The organism is Streptomyces sp. NPDC044061 (genome assembly GCF_056434305.1).
Genome location: NZ_JBWKFL010000009.1, coordinates 55,904 through 74,107, shown reverse-complemented (window position 1 = coordinate 74,107; position 18,204 = coordinate 55,904). Strand labels below are relative to the sequence as shown.

Genomic DNA, 18,204 nt, shown 5'->3' with positions numbered 1-18,204 from the left:
GACCGGCGCCGTCGCGCACTCGTCCGTCACCGCGGGGTGTCCGCCGTCCGTCACTCCTCGCTCGCGCCGGAGCCGTCGCCCTGGCCGGCCCCGTGTCGCTGGGCCCTGAGGAACGCCAGCATGCCCCGCACCAGTGCCGCACGTTCGACGGTCGGCATCGTCGCCAGGACGGCGGCGAGCGCCCGCGCCCGCCGTGCGGCCACCTCGGCGAGTACGTTCCGGCCATGGCCCGTGAGGGTCAGCCGCACTTCGCGCCGCTTGTGAGGATGCAGTACCCGCTCCAGCAGACCGGCCGCCTCCAGGCGGTCGCACAGCCGGCTGGCCGTGGGGAGGCCGATGTCCATGCGCTCCGCGAGGGCGGTGAGGTTCAGCCCCGGCACGGCCTCCAGGATCCGCAGGCCCCGCAACTGATGAGGCGACAGGACGATGCTCGCCCTCTGTGGGGCGGCCGACCACAGGTCGGACAGACTCTCCACGGCCTCGGCGAGCTCCAGCGCGGCGGCTTCCGGGCCGTCGCCGCCCGCGGATGCCTGGCCGTCTCCGGCATCACCGAGCCGCGTCACGAACAGATCACTTTCAGGAACCCCTGAACCGGACGGAAATCAACTCACGCAAACGCTGTACCCACCCATTCGTAGGACAAGCAGTGCGCTGCCCCCCCCGCTCGGTCGCTCCCTACTCCCTCGGAGGCTTGACGGCGATGTCGAGGTAGAAGGTGTCGATGCTGCGGACCGCCGCCTCGAACTCTTCGAGGTTGACCGGTTTGGTGACGTAGGCGTTGGCGTGGTGGCGGTAGGCGCCGGTGACGTCGTCGGGTGCGGAGGACGTGGTCAGTACGGGCTGCCCGAGGTCGTCGGCGACACCACCCAACTGGGCATGCTCCGGCAGAACCTGTTGTCGAACGCCATCAAGTTCCGCAGTCCCGACCGGCCGCCGCGCACCACTTCAGCGCCACCCCGGCCGACGGGATGTGGGAGTTCGCGGTCGGCGACACATAGGCATCGCGCCCGAGTCCCAGGAGAAGGTCTTCGTCCTCTTCCAGCTGCTGCACACCAAGGACGCCTATCCGGGCACCGGCATCGGCCTTGCGATGTCCGCGCTCCCGACCCCGGTACCCACCTCGACCAGCTCGTCGCGAGAACCCGCACTCTCAACGCCGACCGGCACACCGACGACCTCGCCGTCCTGCGCCTGGACTGGAACCTCGACGCGACCCGGCGCACCCCAGGGCCCGCGCGGGCCGTCACCGTCGTTCACGACGCCGGCTAGTCGCGCACGGGAGACCGGCGCCGAGCCGGGTCAGCGCGGCGAGCGGCTGCGCGGCACCCGGGCCACCGGGCTCACCAGTCCGTACAGCTGGTTGATCGCGTCGCGCAGCACCGGGCGGTCCGGTGCCGCGGACGTGAGCAGGGTCTGTTCCAGAAGCTGCCGACGGCGCTGACGCGTCGCTTCGAGCACGCACTTTCCGGCTCCGGTGAGCCGGAACTCGCCGGACGGAGCGCGCCGTACCAGCGTGCGCCGCTCCAGCCGGCCGAACAGCTCCGTCGCCGAAGCCGGGTCCACACCGAGGTCCCTGGCGATTCCGGCCGGATACCCCGGGTCGTTCTCCAGCACGAGCAGACCGCGCATCTGCTCGGCCGAAATCGTCGGCGCGACGTCCTCGTGGGCCCGCTGCCACAACTCGATCATCGATTCGGCCACATGCTCCGCGGCGAGCGAAGCTTCGGCAGGTTCGGGATCCACTGTCATGGTTCTCCCCTTCCTCGATGCCGTCGAGTAGACGCGCTTACCCGGCCGGCGGCGGTTCACCCCCGATGCTCTGTTCGAAAGCGCCCTGAACCGGACATTCAGCAGCGTGCCGAGCGCCGCCGATGGGCCGCCCGGGTGACGGCCGCAGGAGTACGCCCGAAAGGGCGCCTGACGGGAGTGCTCCCAGGCCAGGCGCCCCTTCCAGCGGCCTAGAAGAAGCCCAGCTTCTTCGGGGAGTACGACACCAGGAGGTTCTTGGTCTGCTGGTAGTGCTCCAGCATCATCTTGTGCGTCTCGCGGCCGATGCCGGACTGCTTGTAGCCGCCGAACGCCGCGTGTGCCGGATAGGCGTGGTAGCAGTTCGTCCAGACGCGGCCCGCCTGGATCGCGCGGCCCGCGCGGTAGGCGGTGTTGATGTCCCGGGTCCACACGCCCGCACCCAGGCCGTACAGCGTGTCGTTCGCGATCTTGATCGCGTCGTCGAAGTCGTCGAACGACGCCACCGACACCACGGGGCCGAAGATCTCCTCCTGGAAGATCCGCATGCGGTTGTCGCCCTCGAAGATGGTCGGCTGGACGTAGTAGCCGCCCTTCAGCTCGCCGTCGTACTCGACGCGTTCGCCGCCGGTGAGGACCTTGGCGCCCTCCTGCCGGCCGATGTCCAGGTAGGAGAGGATCTTCTCCAGCTGGTCGTTGGAGGCCTGGGCGCCGATCATCGTGTCGGTGTCGAGCGGGTGCCCCGGCTTGATCTGCCGGGTGCGGGCCACGGCCGCCTCGAGGAACTCGGCGTAGTTGCCGCGCTGGACGAGCGCCCGGGACGGGCAGGTGCACACCTCGCCCTGGTTGAGCGCGAACATCGTGAAGCCCTCGAGGGCCTTGTCCCGGAAGTCGTCGTCGTGCGCCCAGACGTCGTCGAAGAAGATGTTGGGCGACTTGCCGCCGAGCTCCAGCGTCACCGGCTTGATGTTCTCCGAGGCGTACTGCATGATCAGCCGCCCGGTCGTGGTCTCTCCGGTGAACGCGACCTTCGCCACGCGTGGGCTGGAGGCCAGAGGCTTTCCGGCCTCCACTCCGAAGCCGTTGACGATGTTGAGCACGCCCGGCGGCAGCAGGTCCGCGATCAGGCTCATCCAGTAGTGGATGGAGGCCGGGGTCTGCTCCGCCGGCTTCAGGATGACCGCGTTGCCCGCGGCCAGCGCCGGCGCGAGCTTCCAGGCGGCCATCAGGATGGGGAAGTTCCACGGGATGATCTGCGCGACGACCCCCAGCGGCTCATGGAAGTGGTACGCCACCGTGTCGTCGTCGATCTCGCCCAGCGAGCCCTCCTGCGCACGGATGGCGCCCGCGAAGTAGCGGAAGTGGTCGATGGCGAGCGGGATGTCGGCCGCCAGCGTCTCGCGCACCGGCTTGCCGTTCTCCCAGCTCTCTGCCACCGCGAGGGACTCGAGGTTGGCCTCCATGCGGTCCGCGATCTTCCGCAGGATGTCGGAGCGCTCCGTCACCGACGTGCGGGCCCACCCGGGCGCGGCCTCGTGCGCCGCGTCCAGCGCCCGTTCGACGTCCTCCGCCGTACCGCGCGCGATCTCGGTGAACGGCTGCCCGTTGACCGGCGACGGATTCTCGAAGTACTGCCCCCGCACGGGCGGCACGTACTCACCGCCGATGAAGTGGTCGTAGCGCGCCTGGTAGGAGACGATCGCGCCCTCGGTGCCGGGCGCCGCGTAACGGGTCATGCTGGTCTGCCTCCCGGAGAAGCGCTGCCCGCCGTTGGGCAGCTCTCGGCGCGAGGCTAGGCGGGCGGACGTTGCAGGTACGTTGCGCCGCGGGACGGCACGGTGGTCCGGCGGGCCGGGGCGGCCAGCTCGGCCTCCAGTGCCGCGAGCCGCGCCCGCACCGGCGCCGTGGGCCGCACCGCCGCGAGCGCCCGCCACACATCGAGGTCGTCCTCACCCCACGTCGCGTGCGCCCAGTCGGCGAGCAGATCGGGGTCGCGGTGGGCGACGAGCGCCATCCGCAGGCCGTCGGCCAGGCGACGCCGGAGCCGTACGACCGCCGGAGCCTGAGAACCCGGCAGCAGCGGGCCGGAGTACGCCTCCACCGCCGACGTGAGCGCGCCCGTCTCGAGCCGCCGCTCCACCACGGTGGCGTCCGACTCGACCGCCGCCGTCAGCCGGTACGGCCGTGACGCGAGCAGCCCCGGCCCCACCAGGCGCCTCAGCCGGGCCAGTTCGGCACGGAGCGTCACCGGTGTCACCGACTCGTCGGCGTACAGCGCGCACAGCAGTTCGTCCCCGGTCAGCCCCTCGGGATGCCGGGCGAGCAGGACGAGGATCTCGCTGTGCCGGCGGCTGAGCCTGATCGCGCGGCCGTCCACGCGGAGTTCGGCCTCGTCACGGCCGAGTGCGCTCAGCAGGGCGCCGTCCTCGGCAGGCGGAGGCGGTGCGAGCAGCGCGAGCTGCGACTCGGCGGCCCGCGCCACCGCCTGGACGAAGCCGAGACTGTGCGGATGCGCCAGCCCGTCACCACCAGTTATGTCGACGGCGCCGAGCACCCGGCCGGTGTGCGGATCGTGGACCGGCGCGGCCGCGCAGGTCCACGGCTGCACCCGGCGTATGAAGTGCTCCGCCGCGAACACCTGCACCGGCCGGTCGAGGGCGACCGCGGTACCCGGCGCGTTGGTGCCCACCGCCGTCTCCGACCAGCGTGCCCCCGGCACGAAGTTCATTCCGTCCGCCCTGCGCCGGGTCGCCGAGTGCCCCTCCACCCACAGCAGCCTGCCGTAGGCGTCGCACACCGCGAGCAGGTGCTCCCCGTCGGCGGCGAACGTACCCATCAGTTCCCGGAACAGCGGCATCACCCGGGCCAGGGGGTGCTCGGCCCGGTAGGCGCCGAGATCGCCGTCGGTCAGCTCCACGCTCGCGGAGCCGTCCGGCCCCACGCCGGCCCGTGCGCTGCGCCGCCACGACTCGGCCACCACCGACCGCACCGGGCGCGGCACGGTGCCCGCCGTGGTGAACGTCTCGTGCGCCCGGCGCAGCACCCGGACTCGCTCGGCGGGGTCGGCCCCCGGCTCCAGGGCCACCCACGGATCGGTCAACTCGTCCTCCCCGGACGGTGAAACGGCTGGGACCATCGTCACGCGCCGTGTTCGCGCCGACAACCGGTTCGACGTCCTCCTAGACGAAATTGACCAGTCTGATGTAGCGGACCCAGTCCCAGTACAGTCCCGGATCGGTGTGGTCGGAGCCCGGCACCTCGTAGTGGCCGATGATGTGCTCCCTGTCCTTGGGGATGCCGTACTGGGCGCAGATCGCCGCCGTCAGCTGCGCGGACTGCTCGTAGAGGGCGTCGGTGAAGTAGTCGGGCCGGTCCACCCAGCCCTCGTGCTCGATGCCGATGCTGCGGGTGTTGTAGTCCCAGTTGCCGGCATGCCAGGCGACGTCGGCCTCCCGCACGCACTGGGCCACGTGCCCGTCCGCCGAGCGGACCACATAGTGCGCGGACACCTTCTTCTGCGGGTTCTGGAAGATGGCCAGGGTGTCCGGGTAGGTCTCCTGGGTGACGTGGATGATCACCCGGTCGACGGCGTAGGCGCCGGGGCGGTCGGAGGAGGTGTAGTTGCCGGTGCTCGCCGGCTGCCACTCGGCCTTGGGATAGTCGACGGCTCCCTGTGCGCCCGCACGGGCGTCGGGGAGCAATGTGTAGGGGACGGCGGCGAGTGCCGCGCCCCTCAGGACGCGTCGTCTGCTGAGCTGCGGTCCGGACCGGTCGGTGTCCATCGGCGGCCGCCTTTCGGAAGCGGGTGTGGGGGGAGAGACGTCACATGCCAGGGTGGCTGATGCGGCGTCAGATACGGAGCGTCCGGGCCGTCTCCCGCAGCCGCGCGTGCAGGCCGCGGTAGGTCTCCCGTGCGGGCAGCCACTCCTTGCGGAGCTTGGCCACGCACGTGTAGTTGGTGTCGCACACGTTGGCCAACGGCGCTTCGACCGCCTGGGTCGCGAACTGGTAGGCGTCCAGCTCGCCGAACCCGTAGTCGCGTACCAGCCACTGCACCAGGTCAAGCTGCGATATCCGGAACGCGTCCTCCAGTGGGCGCGCCGAGCCGGTCGAGATCAGATGCGTGTCCGATTCCAGCCGGGGCCAGGGAGTGGCGACGCCCTTGAGCAGGTCGACGATCACCACTGTGTTCATCGCGCACTCCACGGCCACCCCGCAGGTCTCGCCCTCGCCCTGCCGCGCGTGGCCGTCACCGAGGCTGAGCAGGGCACCTTCGACATTGACCCCCAGATAGCAGGTGACCCCGGCCCGCATCTCGGGCGTGTCCATGTTCCCGCCGTGCGCGTCCGGGACCAGGGCCGAGCGCACCTCGAGGTTGGCGGGAGCCACGCCCACGGTGCCGTGCATCGGGTCCAGGGGCAGTTCCAGCTCGATGTCGCTGTCCTGTGCCCGGAAGAGGGCGGTGCGCCGGGTTCGGTCGAGCTGCCAGATCCAGACCCGCTCCGGGAGCGGGGGCTGCAGGGTGGCCGTGGCGTGGGTCGAGGTGAGGGCGCCGAAGAGGGGGACGGTGGTCGACGCGGCCCAGTCCCGGGCCGGTTCGACGGACACGAAGTGCACGGCGACGGTGTCCCCGGGCTCGGCACCCTCGATGTGGAAGGGTCCGGTCTGCGGGTTGAGGAAGGGAAACTCGCAGACCTCGGAGACGAGGTCCTTCTCGGACCGCACACGGCCCGCGAAGCAGTCCTCCGTGTAGAGGTCGAGCACCGTTCCGGGCTCGATCCGGGCCACCGGGGGAGCACCGCCGAACGTCCAGGCGTACTCGTCCGGTTCCGGGCGCACGGTCAGGATCCGGGGGTCGGTCATCGCGGCATCGGTCCTTTCTGCTGGGTCGGTCATCGGTGCGGAAACCGTCGAGGAGCAGTCGTGGAGGGGCGCCTCGGTTCCTTCCGCCGAGAAGGAGCGGAGGAGTGGCGGGCGGGGCCGGCTGACGTGCTCCGCTGCGGCGCGATGGCGGTGGAGCTGCCTGACGGCGTGCCGCCGCGCTGTCGGCCGCACAGCCGTCGCGCGCCGGCGTCGGCCACGGCTCGGGTCCCTCCGGGGCGTCCCCGATCCGTCGCCCGCGGTTCAGCGGGACGCGGTCCCGTCCCGGGCGCTGCCGACCGCGTCGGGTTCCTCGACGTGCACCCGCGCGGTCGCGGCTATCCGCTCGGGGTGACGCCGTATCAGCACCAGGAGCACCAGCGCGCCGGCCGCCATCCAGAGGCCGACCACCGGACCCGCGTACGACACCGGAGCCGAGAGCTCGGTCACGAAGTCGAACACCGGGATCCCGGCGGCCGTCAGCAGTGCCGGGACGAACGCGGCGATGCCCAGCAGCGGGAACAGCAGATGCCGTAGCGGCTTGAACGACTCCCGGCCGCACCGGAGGAAGTAGCCCGCGCAGGCCAGGTTCACGACGATGTAGACACCGACGACGACGGTGACGATCACCGTGGCCAGGAGCAGAAACGCGGTCACCGGGTCGTAGGCGAGACCGAGCCCCAGCACCGCGCCGACCGCGACGACGGTCTGGACCGCGACCCCCACCACGGGGGAGCGGTGCCGGGGATGCAGCGTGGCGAGCAGACGGGGCAGCACCCGGATGCGGGCGAGGGCGAAGGCGGTGCGGGTCGAGACGTTGGAACACGCGTTGGCGTTGGCGATCGTCGAGTTGACCACCGCCAGGAACACCAGCACCCAGAAGAAACCGAACGAGGCCCGGGCCACGCCCTCCCAGGAGGCGGCGCCCGACGCGCCGAACCCGGCGAAGCGGTCGGGGCCGAAGTACACGGTCATCGCGTACGTCGTGACCACGTAGAACACACCGATGCCCAGGGCCGCTCCGAGGACCGCGCGGTGCATCGTCCGGCGGGGGTCGCGGGTCTCCTCGGCGAGCGGCGCCGCGGCTTCGAACCCGGCGAACGCGAGGACGGTGTACACGGACCCGGCGAAGACCCCGCCGACCCCGGAGTATCCGTCGGCGGTGTGTGACGTGCCGAAGACGGACAGCGTGTTGGCGTCACCCGCCTTGCCGATCAGCAAGCCGGCGAACACCAGCAGGACGAGGATCTCGAAGATGCCGAGGACGGTGCCGAAGCGGGCCGAGGCGCGGACGCCGAGGTATCCGGCGGCCGCGATCACTACGGCGCCCGCCAGCGACCAAGGCCACCACAGGTCCGCCGGATACGAGGACCATTCCTCGTGCAGGGTGTCCGCCGTGGTGAAGCCCAGCTGCAGGAACAGCAGTGGCGGGACCAGCATCTCCACGAAGACGTAACCCCAGCCGACGAGGAAGCCGACGGCCGGATGGAGACCCCGGGCAGCGTAGGTGGCCACCGATCCCGCAGCGGGTAACTCGCGTGCCAGCTCGGCCACGCAGGACGCGGTGAACAGGCAGGCCACCAGGGCGATCAGCACGGCCAGGGGCAGACTGCCGCCGGCGAGGCGGCTCCCGACGGAATCGAGGCGGCCACCGCGGCGGCCGGCGCCATCGCCGTGATGCTCTGGAACAGAACCTCGCGCAGCCCGATGGCGTCCCGCCGCAGTGCCCCGGTCGTCTCCCCGCGCATGTGTCCCCCCGATGTGTGCCGGCGGACGCCGACTCGACGCGTGTGTCCTCTCGTCCCGCGAGCGCTGCGCCGCGAAGTCCCGGCGGCCGCGCCTCGTGCGAATCACGGTACGGCGCGGGCGAGTTGGGCAGAAGAGTGCGCCGCGGTTCCGTGGACAACGCGCGAGCTGTGGACAACTCGGCCACCCGATGGAGTGAGACCAGGCCGTCAGGGCCGTTCCGCCACCGCCGCCGGATCGTCGAGGACGGCCCGGACGACGGAGTGGGCGGCGCCCAGCAGCGGACCTTCGGGGCCCAGCTCGGACACCGACACCGGGCAGGCCGGTCCCGCCGTGCGGCCCGTCAGCTCGTCCTCCAGCGACGGCAGCAGCCAGGGGGAGAGGCCGGCGAGTGCCCCGCCGAGGACGACCGTCTCGGGGTCGAGCAGATTGACCGCCCCGGTCAGGGCTATGCCGAGCGCCGTACCGGCGTCCCGCAGCGCCCGCCGCACGTCTTCGTCACCCTTCTCCGCACGTCCGGCGAGCAGGCCGACCACGTCCTCGTGCGGCTCCAGCCCGGCCGCTCGCAGCACCGCCTCCTCACCGGCGTACTGCTCCAGACACCCGCGCCCGCCGCACGGGCAGGGGGGGCCGTCGGGGTGGACGGGCACATGGCCCAGCTCGCCCGCGAACCCTCTCGTGCCGCGCAGCAGTCGTCCGTCCACGACGACCGCGGCGCCGATGCCGATCTCTGCCGACACATGCAGGAAGTCGCGCGGTGTGCCGCCCCCGAGCCACAGTTCGGCCAGCGCGCCGAAGTTGGCCTCGTTGTCGACGGTCAGGGGCAGTCCGGCGGGCAGCAGGGGGCCGAGGTCCGTGTTGCTCCAGGCGAGGTTCGGGGCGCGCACGACCGTACGGCCGTCCCGCGCCACGAGTCCCGGCACGGCGACCGCGAGACCGGCGGGCCACAGCCCGTCCCGGTCCGCCTCGGCCACGACGGTGCGGACCAGCGCCGTCAGCTCCTCGATCACCGGCTCCGGGGCGCGGCCCCGGTTCGCTGCGTGCCGCACGGCCCGGGCCCGGACGGTGCCACGCAGGTCGACCGCGCACACCGCGAGATGGTCGACGCCGACCTCAGCACCTATTCCGGCCGGACCGCGCCCGCTCACCGCGAGCGCCGATCCGGGGCGGCCCACCCGGCCCGGCCGTTCGGGGCCCAGTTCCTCCAGCAGCCCCCAGCGGATCAGCTCGTCCACGAGGGTCGACACCGCGGCACGTGTCAGGCCGATGCGCGAGGCGACCGCGGCCCGGGACAGCGGGCCCTGGGCGCTGACGGCGTGCATCACCCGGGCCAGGTTGCGCCGGCGCATGCCCTGCTGGGTGTCGGGCAGGGCGCGTCCGGTACCGGGCGGGCGGCCCTCGTGCAGCGGTGCTGTCATGCCTGCGTCGATCCTCGTCCCGGGCGGGCTCGGCTTCGTGGTTACGCCGGGCTCAGCTCGATTCGGTCCCCCGCTCCAGCAGCGGGGCCGCGTCGGAGAGTACCCCGCTGATCCGCGCCAGCGTCGCCTCGTCCCGTTCCACGGCCTCCAGCACCGGCCCCGCGGCCGTGTTCCAGCGGCGGGCCACCGCCGCCGGGTCCTCGCCGGTCAGCAGGCCGGCGGCCTGCGCAGCGGCACCGAGGGCGACCAGTTCCCCGGCCTCCGGGACCTGGACCGGCCGCCCCGACAGCCGCCGCACCGTCTGCTGCCAGGCGGTGCCCCGGGCTCCGCCGCCGATCAGCAGGAGAGGGGTGCTGCGGTCCGCTTCCGCGTCGAGCACCAGATCGAGCGCGCCGAGCAGCGCGTGCACGGCGCCGTCGTAGGCCGCCTGCAGCAACTGGCCGGGCGTCGTGTCGTGCCGCAGGCCGTGCAGCAGGCCGGAGGCCTTCGGCAGGTTCGGGGTGCGCTCGCCGTCCAGGTACGGCAACAGGGTGACGGAGGTTCCCGGCTCGACGGCCTCCCGGTCCAGGCCCAGCAGGGCCGCGATCCGGTCCACGGCGAGCGTGCAGTTCAGGGTGCAGGCCAGTGGCAGCCAGTCCCCGTGCGCGTCGGCGAAGCCCGCCACCGTGCCCGTGGGATCGGCGGGGCGGTGCTTGGAGACGGCGTAGACGGTGCCCGAGGTGCCGAGGCTCAGCACCGGGGCGCCCGGCCGCAGCCCGAGGCCCAGCGCGGCGGCCGCGTTGTCACCGGTGCCCGGCCCCACCAGGGTGCCCTTGGAGAACGGCAGGTCGTGGTGCTCGCGCACGGTGCCGGCCACCTCGCCCGGACGCACCACCCTGGGCAGCAGCGCGGGATCGAGCCCCACGTGCGCCAGCGTCTCCTCGTCGTACGCCTCCGTGCCGGACGCCCACCAGCCGGTGCCGGAGGCGTCGCCACGGTCCGTGGTGCCCTGACCGGTCAGACGCTCGGTGAGGTAGTCGTGGGGGAGCCGCACCGCACTCGTGGCGCGAACCGCTTCCGGCTCGTGCTCGGCCAGCCACGCCCACTTGGTCACCGTGAACGACGCTCCGGGCACGCTGCCGGTGCGCTCCGCCCAGCCCTTCGGGCCGCCCAGCTCCTCGACGAGCCGGCGGGCCTGCGGCGCCGAGCGGACGTCGTTCCAGAGCAGCGCCGGGCGAACCGGCTCACCCCGCTCGTCCAGGGTGACCAGGCCGTGCTGCTGGCCGCCGATCGACACCGCGGCCGCCTCGTGCGCGGGCTCACCGCACTGGCGCAGCGCCTCGCGCAGGGCGGCCCACCACTGGCGCGGATCACTCTCCCGGCCCGCACCGGAGGTCACGGTGTGCGGCGCCTGGCCGCTCGCCACGATTTCCCCGGTGGCTGCGTCCACGACCAGCGCCTTCGTGGACTGGGTGGACGTGTCCACGCCGACGACGAGCGGACCCTCGGCTGCTGACATCGGGCTCTCCTCTTCCGCGGATCTGCGGGATGTGCTGTGAGCTGGCTGAGACATCTGTCGACGGCATCCGCCGACGATGGTCGAAGACGCCGTGTCGTCAAAGACACGTTGTCTCTTCCCAGAGGTGCGTCTGCATACTAATTTGTAAACGGCCATGACGAAATAGTCGTACCCAGCAAGGAGCCGCGGCATGAGCTACCAGCCCACCCCCGAGGACAGGTTCACCTTCGGCCTGTGGACCGTCGGCTGGCAGGGAAGGGACCCGTTCGGCGACGCCACCCGCCGTGCCCTCGACCCGGTCGAGACGGTGCAGCGCCTGGCCGAGCTCGGCGCCCACGGGGTGACCTTCCACGACGACGACCTGATCCCCTTCGGGTCCTCCGACACCGAGCGCGAGTCGCACATCAAGCGGTTCCGGCAGGCCCTGGACGCGACCGGCATGACCGTCCCGATGGCCACCACGAACCTCTTCACGCACCCCGTCTTCAAGGACGGCGCGTTCACCGCCAACGACCGGGACGTCCGCCGCTACGCACTGCGCAAGACGATCCGGAACATCGATCTCGCCGCCGAACTGGGCGCGCACACGTACGTCGCCTGGGGCGGTCGTGAGGGCGCCGAGTCCGGCGCCGCCAAGGACGTCCGCGCCGCCCTCGACCGCATGAAGGAGGCCTTCGACCTCCTCGGTGAGTACGTCACCGCCCAGGGCTACGACCTCCGCTTCGCCATCGAGCCCAAGCCGAACGAGCCGCGCGGCGACATCCTGCTGCCCACGGTCGGCCACGCGCTGGCGTTCATCGAGCGCCTGGAGCGCCCGGAGCTGTACGGCGTCAACCCGGAGGTGGGGCACGAGCAGATGGCCGGGCTCAACTTCCCGCACGGGATCGCGCAGGCCCTGTGGGCGGGCAAGCTCTTCCACATCGACCTCAACGGGCAGTCCGGCATCAAGTACGACCAGGACCTGCGGTTCGGTGCGGGTGACCTGCGGGCCGCGTTCTGGCTCGTCGACCTCCTGGAGAGCGCCGGTTACGAAGGGCCCCGCCACTTCGACTTCAAGCCGCCGCGGACCGAGGACCTCGACGGCGTGTGGGCGTCGGCGGCCGGCTGCATGCGCAACTACCTCGTGCTGAAGGAGCGTGCGGCCGCCTTCCGCGCCGATCCGGAGGTCCAGGACGCGCTGCGCGCCTCGCGTCTGGACCAGCTGGCGCTGCCGACCGCGGCCGACGGTCTGCAGGCCCTGCTCGGCGACCGCACGGCCTTCGAGGACTTCGACGTGGAGGCGGCCGCCGCGCGCGGGATGGCCTTCGAACGTCTCGACCAGCTGGCGATGGACCACCTGCTGGGCGCGCGGGGCTGACTGCGCACGCGCGCGGGGGGAGGCCTTTTCGAGCCGGCCGCGCGCGTGCCTGCGGCCTTCGGGAGTTTCAGCAGGACGTCCGGCTGACAGCTCTCCGCGCGGGGTGCCGCGGAATCGTGCGGTCCACGGCATGAGCCGGTATCAGCTTCCGCGCGCGGGTGGCCCCGTGACCGGGCGGTGGGGACTCTGGACGGTATGTCCCTGCCGCCCGTACCTCCCGTGCCGCCCGAACCGCCGGGCGGCGGCACCCCGCCCCCGCCCGATGGCTTCGGACCGCCGCACGGCGGCTACGGCCCGCCCCCGTCGGGCGGGCCGGACCGATTCCTGCCTCCCCAGCCCGCCCGGCGGCGCCGTGGCCCGCTGTTCGCCCTGCTGGCCCTTCTGGTGGTCGCCGCAGCCGTCCTCACCGTGGTGCTGACGGCCTCCCGGCACCACGGCTCGCAGGACGAGAAGGGGCCGGACGGGAGCGGCACGGGCACGAGCCGCGCTCCCCGGCCCTCCTTCAGCCTGCCCACCGAGCTGCCCAGCAGGCTGCCGTCGCGGCTGCCGAGCGGACTGCCCTCGGGACTGCCCAGCACCCTCCCGAGCGGACTGCCGTCGGGACTGCCGAGCACACTCCCGAGCGATTTCGAGTCCCTTCTGCCCTCTCTCTCGGACGAACTCCCCTGACGTGCCTCACCGGCTCCCGGGCAGCCGGACGTACGTCACGGTCGTCCTGATGCCGCTGTCGACCAGGCGGCCCTGGGCGTCGAACGCGCCCGCGCCGTCGGTCATGCCGAAGTCGTTGTCGTTGATGAGGGCGAGCGTGTGGTCGTCCACGCGCGCGATGCCCTCGATCTTCCCCGGCACGCCGCTCACCTTGCCGAGGTCCACCACGAGCCGCTTGGCCAGTACGGAGACGCCCGCGGCTGCCGGGTCGTCCAGCTGCTCGAGCGACGGAGACGTCGTGTCGTCGTCCCAGGGGCCGCCGAGGATGTCGGCCCGGTGTCCCAGCCTGACCAGCTGCAGCCGGGCCGCCTTGTCGGTGCGCTCCTCCACCAGGAGCCGGTCACCGCCTACGGCCACCACCGAGGAGATCTTCAGCTCGGACGTGTCGTCCTCAGAGGGATCGACGACGTTCACCGGGTCGAAGCGGTAGGCGTACTCCGCGGTGACGGCCTTCTTCCGCGGCGAGAAGCGCAGCAGCCGGGTCGTGCGCGAGGCGTCCCCGGAGTCCGCGTCGGGCAGCGAGAGCGGGCTCTGCAGAGCCATCACCAGGTCGCCACCGGGAAGCTGTGCCAGCCCCTCGAAGCCGCGGTTGATCTTCCGGTGCAACAGGATGGCCGGCAGGGCCTCCACCACCGGGTAGTCGGCTCCGGCGAGGTTCAGCCCCTTGGGCACGTAGCGGGCGAGCACCTTCCCGCGCGCCGAGACGTGGACGAGCGAGGGTCCGTACTCGTCCACCAGCCAGAAGGTCCCGTCCGCGGCCCGCACGATGCCCTCGGTGTCCAGACCGTTCGGGTCGTACGAGAGCGGGGTCGTGGCGTCGTAGGTGTACGGCGCCTCGTCGCGGCTCTTCCGGTCGGGCAGCCCGGTGACGGCCTTCCCCGAGGACGTGGTGATCGGAATCGCGTCGATCACCTCGACGGTGTTCCCGGAGACCCGGATCTTCACGATGGCCGGGTCGAATCCCGGCACCGGGAACGTCCGGCGCTTCTTGCCGTCCACCTTGATCTGGCCGTTCGGGCCGCGGTCGGTGACGGTCCAGTACTCACCCTTGCGGCCCGCCGGGTAGATGTCGCTGCCGATGCCGCCGAGATCCACTCCGTGGTCGTCGTCGACGGTACCCGGCAGCAGCGCGTTGCTGAACGCGCCGAGCGGGATCTCCCCGAGGGTCGCCGTGCGGATGACACGGGCGTCCCCGGACGGCGTCGCCGTGGCCGTCCCCGCGGCCACGAGGGCGGCGGCCAGGGCCGTGGGCAGGCCCACGGTGAGGGAACGGCGGACACGGCGCCGGCCGGTGGCGTACGGGGACATCGGGCCTCCTGGGAGCAAGTGCGTTGACTGCGGCCAGATTTGGGCCTCCGGAGGAACGCCGTACGACCCGGGGATGAACTAGCGGCGTCCACCGCTCGTCGGGTCGTTCCCGCAGACCGCCGGATGGCTGACATGGTCAAATTTGACCACCCGCCCGGAGGTGCCGGACCGCAGCACACCGGACTGTCGGACCGCGGCACTCCGGACGCTCACGCCGAAGGCTTACCCTGTGACCTGAGCCACTAGGGGGCGCGTCTCAGGGATGTCTCAGGGTCGGGATCCGGAACCGCGGGGAGCGCGGGGCCGTTCTCGGAGTAGAGAGCGGCAGTGGCCGTGAAGGAGGCGACGCTGATGTCCAAGAACGCGAAGATCGCCGCAGGGGGTGTGGCGGTCGGTCTCATCCTGCTGATATGGCTTCCCTGGTGGGTGGCGTTCCTGATCGTGGTGGGGGTTCCGGCCGCCGCCTACCTGACGCTGGACCCCTCGCAGCGGCGCAGGCTCCGCCGGGTCGCACGCAAGGAGATCGGCCGCTGAGGGACGGGCCGAGGGGCCTGATCCGTTCGCCGACGAGACCGAGGACGCGCCCGGCGCCGTCGGGGACCGCGCTTCCGTGAGAGGCGCGGTCCCGGAGCGGTCAGTTCGGCCGCACGGCCATCTTGTCGAGCGCCTCCAGCAGGCTGGGCAGTTCGGGGCCCCGGCCCACCGGCAGGACCTCCCCGGGCTCCTCGTCGAGCAGGACGAACGCGATGTCGTCGGTGCGGGCCACGATCGACCACCCGGGACCGTCGGCGCGCAGCGTCCGGGCGTCCCCGGGGGCGAACGACGAGCGCACGCGGCCGAGCGGCGGCGGCGAGTCGATGTAGGCACGCGCCTCCGTCAGCACGCGCCGGACGCCCTGGTGGCCGCCCTCCGGCAGGCCCTCCTCGCTGTCCGCGGCGGTCTCCGTCGGCTCGGCCGGCTCGTCGGGCGTCTCGGCCGGTTTGTCGGACGAGCGGAAGTGGTCGTCACCGATCTGCTCCCGCCAGACCGCCCACTGCAGCGCGATCTCGTCGGCGCCCAGCCGCCGCTGGGCCGGCCCCCAGGTACTGGTGTCCGGCGGAGTCAGGGCGGGCCCGTCCGCGACCTCGGGCGAGGGATCGTGCGGCGCGGGCACCCCGGGCGCGGCGACGGCGACCGCCAGCGGCCAGCCCGGCAGGGCGGCCACGACGGTCCTCTCGTCCGGCGACAGTTCGTACTCCATGCCGCAGTCCCAGGACGCGATCGCCACGGCGACCAGCGAGACGTCGTCGATCGCCACCGTCCAGCGGGCACCGTCACCGCCCTGGCCGAGCACCAGGCCGTACCCGTCGGCGCGTGGCGCGAGGCCCAGCGCCGCACAGGCCTCCGGGTAGTCGTCGCCCAGCACGCTCGGAAACTGCGCAGGCGTCAGCAGCACCGCCGTGAGCACATACAGCGCCTCGTCCGCGGCGGCGACGGCCTCATCGTCGGTTCCGGCCATCCCTGCCTCCCAGTCGTTCGTCCATCGGCGCGCACCCTAGTGCGAGCGGAAGGCCCTTGTCACGACTCCGCACACCACGCGGAGCTGCAGGTTTCCACCTGGACGGGGGCGAAATGCCCGCCGATCGGAAGCGTTCGTCTCAGGCCGCCGGAAGCCCGAGGAGGTCGCGCGCCACCGCCCCGGGCGACTCGTCACGCTCCCGGGCGATCGCGAGGACGGCCCGGCACGCCAACTCGTTCACTCCGAACGACAGCGCCTCCGGCGACACCCAGGTCGCCGCCTCGTCGATGCGGTCCTGGTCGTCCTCCGCGCAGGCCGCCACATAGGCGGCCGCGGCTTCGAACAAGTTGTGTGCACGCCGTTCCCGAGCGCCCGCGGCCCCGGCGTGCGAGGAGATACGGAATCTGGCGGTGTACTTGCGTATCGCGTCGAACACGTGCCCCACCTTCCCCCTGAACGGGGTTGCCGTCGATCGTCCATCTGCTGCAGTTCAACGTAGAGTTGGAGTTCCGGCGACAGAAGGGGGACGGCGCGGTGAAGCGCTTCGAGCGGCTCGAGCGGATCCGTCGGATGGACCCGGTGGCGGACGCCGTCGAGATCTACCGGCTCAGCGTGGCGTTCGAATTTCCCTGGGACTACGCCCGGGCCCTGGAGCTGGCCCTGTACCGCACCTACGCCGTTCCTAGCATCGGTCGGCTGCTCGCGCGGACGGCGGAGCTGACCGAGCGCACCCAGAAGCGGTACGACGACACCGTGCTGCTCCTCGACGCCGTCGTGGAGCACGGCTTCACCGCCGAGGAGGGCCGTACCGCGATCCGCCGCATCAACCAGATGCACCGGAGCTACGACATCAGCGACGACGACATGCGCTACGTCCTCTCCACCTTCGTCGTGATGCCCAGGCGCTGGATCGACGCCTACGGCTGGCGCCGCCTGTCCCGGCACGAGATCGTCGCCACCACCGAGTACTACCGCACTCTCGGCCGGCACATGGGCATCCCCGCGGTTCCCGCGACCTACGAGGAGTTCGAAGAGCTCCTCGACGCCTACGAGGAGGAGAACTTCGCCTGGGACGAGCGGGCCCGGCGGGTCTCGGACGCCACGCTCGACCTGATGGCGTCCTGGTACCCGAGCCCGCTGGCACCCCTGCTGCGCACGGCCACGCTCGCCCTGCTCGACGAGCCGCTCCTGCGTGCCTTCCGCTACGAGCCGCCGAGCCCGGCCACGTCCTCGCTCGTGCGCCGCGCGGTCCGGGCGCGGGGCCGCCTGGTCCGGCTGCTGCCGCCCCGCCGCGCACCGCACTTCGCGCGGCAGAACTGGGAGGTCAAGGGCTATCCGAACGGCTACCGACCGGCCGACCTGGGCACCCGCCCGGTGCCGGGGATGGGCGGCTGCCCGGTGAGACACCTGGACACCTCAGCGGCCGACGCCCTCGAGTGACGCCAGGGTGTCACGCAGCCAGGCGAGTTCGGCCCGGCTCGTGGCCCGCGCGATGGTGAGGACACCGCGCCGGAACGGGTCGTCCAGTTCCTCCGCGGCCAGCGGCCGGTCACCGTCGTAGAAGAAACTCGCCGGCTCCTGCAGGAAGGCCAGCCGGCGTCGCAGCACGGCCGCCTGGGCCGCGGGGTCGTCCAGGTGCCGCAGGAAAGCGAGCAGGGCGAACCACTGGTTCTCGTCGGTGATCTCGCGCTGAACCGGGTCGGCGAGCCGGCGCCGCAGCTCCCGTCTGCCCTCCTCGGTGAGCGTCAGGACATGACGCGGCGCGGCCACGGCGCCGGGCTCCGTGGCCCGCACCAGCAGCCCCGCCTTCTCCAGCCGTTTGATCGCCGGGTACAGCGTGCTCTCGGCGACGGGGCGTACGTGGCCGGTGAGCGCGGCGATGTGCCGGCGCAGGACGTAGCCGTGCAGCGGGGCGTCGTACAGGAAGCCCAGGATGGCGAGTTCCAGCATGAGCACATTCTCTCGCAGAGCCGCTGTACACCGTGCCCGCGATATTGCGACACCGCTATACATCGATCACGAGGTATGGTGAGTGACACGCCATCGCAGTCATCAGGGAGGGGCA

General features: G+C 72.0%; 18 protein-coding genes and 1 pseudogene. 4 read left to right on the top strand and 15 right to left on the bottom strand.

What is annotated here, in order from left to right; translation table 11 throughout:
• Positions 1-50 precede the first annotated feature (50 nt).
• The 11 genes and pseudogenes from AC07CM_RS16415 to xylB form a co-directional block, all read right to left on the bottom strand.
• Positions 51-563, bottom strand: coding sequence for a MarR family winged helix-turn-helix transcriptional regulator (locus tag AC07CM_RS16415; protein WP_478877067.1), 513 nt, complete (start codon positions 561-563; stop codon positions 51-53).
• Positions 564-675: 112 nt separating this feature from the next.
• Positions 676-837 (bottom strand): annotated as a pseudogene (locus tag AC07CM_RS16410) (response regulator); the annotation flags it as partial.
• 462 nt (positions 838-1,299) lie between these two features.
• Positions 1,300-1,749, bottom strand: coding sequence for a hypothetical protein (locus AC07CM_RS16405; RefSeq protein ID WP_478877066.1), 450 nt, complete (start codon positions 1,747-1,749; stop codon positions 1,300-1,302).
• Between the two features lie 209 nt (positions 1,750-1,958).
• A complete protein-coding gene (gene adh, locus AC07CM_RS16400) occupies positions 1,959-3,482 on the bottom strand; it encodes an aldehyde dehydrogenase (protein WP_478877065.1) in 1,524 nt (507 codons plus the stop codon).
• 56 nt (positions 3,483-3,538) lie between these two features.
• The gene (locus tag AC07CM_RS16395) at positions 3,539-4,846 is read right to left on the bottom strand and encodes a winged helix-turn-helix domain-containing protein (protein ID WP_478877064.1); all 1,308 of its coding nucleotides are present in this window, start codon (positions 4,844-4,846) and stop codon (positions 3,539-3,541) included.
• A gap of 79 nt (positions 4,847-4,925) precedes the next feature.
• Positions 4,926-5,528, bottom strand: coding sequence for an N-acetylmuramoyl-L-alanine amidase (locus tag AC07CM_RS16390; RefSeq protein ID WP_478877063.1), 603 nt, complete (start codon positions 5,526-5,528; stop codon positions 4,926-4,928).
• A gap of 67 nt (positions 5,529-5,595) precedes the next feature.
• Positions 5,596-6,609 carry an acetamidase/formamidase family protein gene (locus AC07CM_RS16385; RefSeq protein WP_478877062.1) on the bottom strand — a complete coding sequence of 338 codons (1,014 nt, stop codon included), beginning with the start codon at positions 6,607-6,609 and terminating at the stop codon, positions 5,596-5,598.
• Positions 6,610-6,870: 261 nt separating this feature from the next.
• Positions 6,871-8,202 carry an APC family permease gene (locus tag AC07CM_RS16380; protein WP_478877061.1) on the bottom strand — a complete coding sequence of 444 codons (1,332 nt, stop codon included), beginning with the start codon at positions 8,200-8,202 and terminating at the stop codon, positions 6,871-6,873.
• Positions 8,196-8,354, bottom strand: coding sequence for a hypothetical protein (locus tag AC07CM_RS16375; RefSeq protein WP_478877060.1), 159 nt, complete (start codon positions 8,352-8,354; stop codon positions 8,196-8,198). Before AC07CM_RS16375 ends, AC07CM_RS16380 begins: the two co-directional genes overlap by 7 nt.
• Before the next feature lie 207 nt (positions 8,355-8,561).
• Positions 8,562-9,770, bottom strand: a complete 1,209-nt coding sequence (locus AC07CM_RS16370) for an ROK family protein (RefSeq protein WP_478877059.1) — start codon at positions 9,768-9,770, stop codon at positions 8,562-8,564.
• 52 nt (positions 9,771-9,822) lie between these two features.
• Positions 9,823-11,268 carry a xylulokinase gene (gene xylB / locus AC07CM_RS16365; RefSeq protein WP_478877058.1) on the bottom strand — a complete coding sequence of 482 codons (1,446 nt, stop codon included), beginning with the start codon at positions 11,266-11,268 and terminating at the stop codon, positions 9,823-9,825.
• Positions 11,269-11,458: 190 nt separating this feature from the next.
• Here xylB and xylA point away from each other — a divergent pair, with 190 nt between their 5' ends.
• Together xylA and AC07CM_RS16355 are read left to right on the top strand one after the other, a co-directional pair.
• A complete protein-coding gene (xylA, locus tag AC07CM_RS16360; RefSeq protein WP_478877057.1) occupies positions 11,459-12,625 on the top strand; it encodes a xylose isomerase in 1,167 nt (388 codons plus the stop codon).
• A 195-nt stretch (positions 12,626-12,820) separates the two neighbouring features.
• Positions 12,821-13,294 carry a hypothetical protein gene (locus AC07CM_RS16355; protein WP_478877056.1) on the top strand — a complete coding sequence of 158 codons (474 nt, stop codon included), beginning with the start codon at positions 12,821-12,823 and terminating at the stop codon, positions 13,292-13,294.
• Between the two features lie 6 nt (positions 13,295-13,300).
• Here AC07CM_RS16355 and AC07CM_RS16350 read toward each other — a convergent pair whose 3' ends face one another.
• Complete coding sequence (locus tag AC07CM_RS16350; RefSeq protein WP_478877055.1) at positions 13,301-14,641, bottom strand: esterase-like activity of phytase family protein; 1,341 nt, start codon at positions 14,639-14,641, stop codon at positions 13,301-13,303.
• Positions 14,642-14,992: 351 nt separating this feature from the next.
• Here AC07CM_RS16350 and AC07CM_RS16345 point away from each other — a divergent pair, with 351 nt between their 5' ends.
• A complete protein-coding gene (locus tag AC07CM_RS16345) occupies positions 14,993-15,175 on the top strand; it encodes a hypothetical protein (RefSeq protein ID WP_061917615.1) in 183 nt (60 codons plus the stop codon).
• Between the two features lie 100 nt (positions 15,176-15,275).
• On the opposite strand, the gene AC07CM_RS16340 is transcribed toward AC07CM_RS16345, so the two are convergent.
• Together AC07CM_RS16340 and AC07CM_RS16335 are read right to left on the bottom strand one after the other, a co-directional pair.
• Positions 15,276-16,139: a hypothetical protein gene (locus AC07CM_RS16340; RefSeq protein ID WP_478877054.1), complete on the bottom strand. Its 864-nt coding sequence runs from the start codon at positions 16,137-16,139 to the stop codon at positions 15,276-15,278.
• Between the two features lie 139 nt (positions 16,140-16,278).
• Positions 16,279-16,575 (bottom strand): hypothetical protein, encoded by a 297-nt coding sequence (locus tag AC07CM_RS16335; RefSeq protein ID WP_478877053.1) that lies wholly within the window; start codon positions 16,573-16,575, stop codon positions 16,279-16,281.
• Between the two features lie 98 nt (positions 16,576-16,673).
• On the opposite strand from AC07CM_RS16335, the gene AC07CM_RS16330 reads away from it, so the two are divergent.
• A complete protein-coding gene (locus AC07CM_RS16330) occupies positions 16,674-17,579 on the top strand; it encodes an oxygenase MpaB family protein (protein ID WP_478877284.1) in 906 nt (301 codons plus the stop codon).
• On the opposite strand, the gene AC07CM_RS16325 is transcribed toward AC07CM_RS16330, so the two are convergent.
• Complete coding sequence (locus tag AC07CM_RS16325) at positions 17,556-18,089, bottom strand: PadR family transcriptional regulator (protein WP_478877052.1); 534 nt, start codon at positions 18,087-18,089, stop codon at positions 17,556-17,558. The genes AC07CM_RS16330 and AC07CM_RS16325 overlap by 24 nt on opposite strands.
• Positions 18,090-18,204 lie beyond the last annotated feature (115 nt).

What these genes read in the sequence shown, in the direction of transcription:
- adh (WP_478877065.1), bottom strand. Translation starts at nt 3,482, where the DNA reads ATGACCCGTTACGCGGCGCCCGGCACCGAGGGCGCGATCGTCTCCTAC.
- AC07CM_RS16350 (WP_478877055.1), bottom strand. Translation starts at nt 14,641, where the DNA reads ATGTCCCCGTACGCCACCGGCCGGCGCCGTGTCCGCCGTTCCCTCACC.
- AC07CM_RS16355 (WP_478877056.1), top strand. Translation starts at nt 12,821, where the DNA reads ATGTCCCTGCCGCCCGTACCTCCCGTGCCGCCCGAACCGCCGGGCGGC.
- AC07CM_RS16340 (WP_478877054.1), bottom strand. Translation starts at nt 16,139, where the DNA reads ATGGCCGGAACCGACGATGAGGCCGTCGCCGCCGCGGACGAGGCGCTG.
- AC07CM_RS16370 (WP_478877059.1), bottom strand. Translation starts at nt 9,770, where the DNA reads ATGACAGCACCGCTGCACGAGGGCCGCCCGCCCGGTACCGGACGCGCC.
- xylA (WP_478877057.1), top strand. Translation starts at nt 11,459, where the DNA reads ATGAGCTACCAGCCCACCCCCGAGGACAGGTTCACCTTCGGCCTGTGG.
- AC07CM_RS16345 (WP_061917615.1), top strand. Translation starts at nt 14,993, where the DNA reads ATGTCCAAGAACGCGAAGATCGCCGCAGGGGGTGTGGCGGTCGGTCTC.
- xylB (WP_478877058.1), bottom strand. Translation starts at nt 11,268, where the DNA reads ATGTCAGCAGCCGAGGGTCCGCTCGTCGTCGGCGTGGACACGTCCACC.
- AC07CM_RS16385 (WP_478877062.1), bottom strand. Translation starts at nt 6,609, where the DNA reads ATGACCGACCCCCGGATCCTGACCGTGCGCCCGGAACCGGACGAGTAC.
- AC07CM_RS16405 (WP_478877066.1), bottom strand. Translation starts at nt 1,749, where the DNA reads ATGACAGTGGATCCCGAACCTGCCGAAGCTTCGCTCGCCGCGGAGCAT.
- AC07CM_RS16325 (WP_478877052.1), bottom strand. Translation starts at nt 18,089, where the DNA reads ATGCTGGAACTCGCCATCCTGGGCTTCCTGTACGACGCCCCGCTGCAC.
- AC07CM_RS16375 (WP_478877060.1), bottom strand. Translation starts at nt 8,354, where the DNA reads ATGCGCGGGGAGACGACCGGGGCACTGCGGCGGGACGCCATCGGGCTG.
- AC07CM_RS16390 (WP_478877063.1), bottom strand. Translation starts at nt 5,528, where the DNA reads ATGGACACCGACCGGTCCGGACCGCAGCTCAGCAGACGACGCGTCCTG.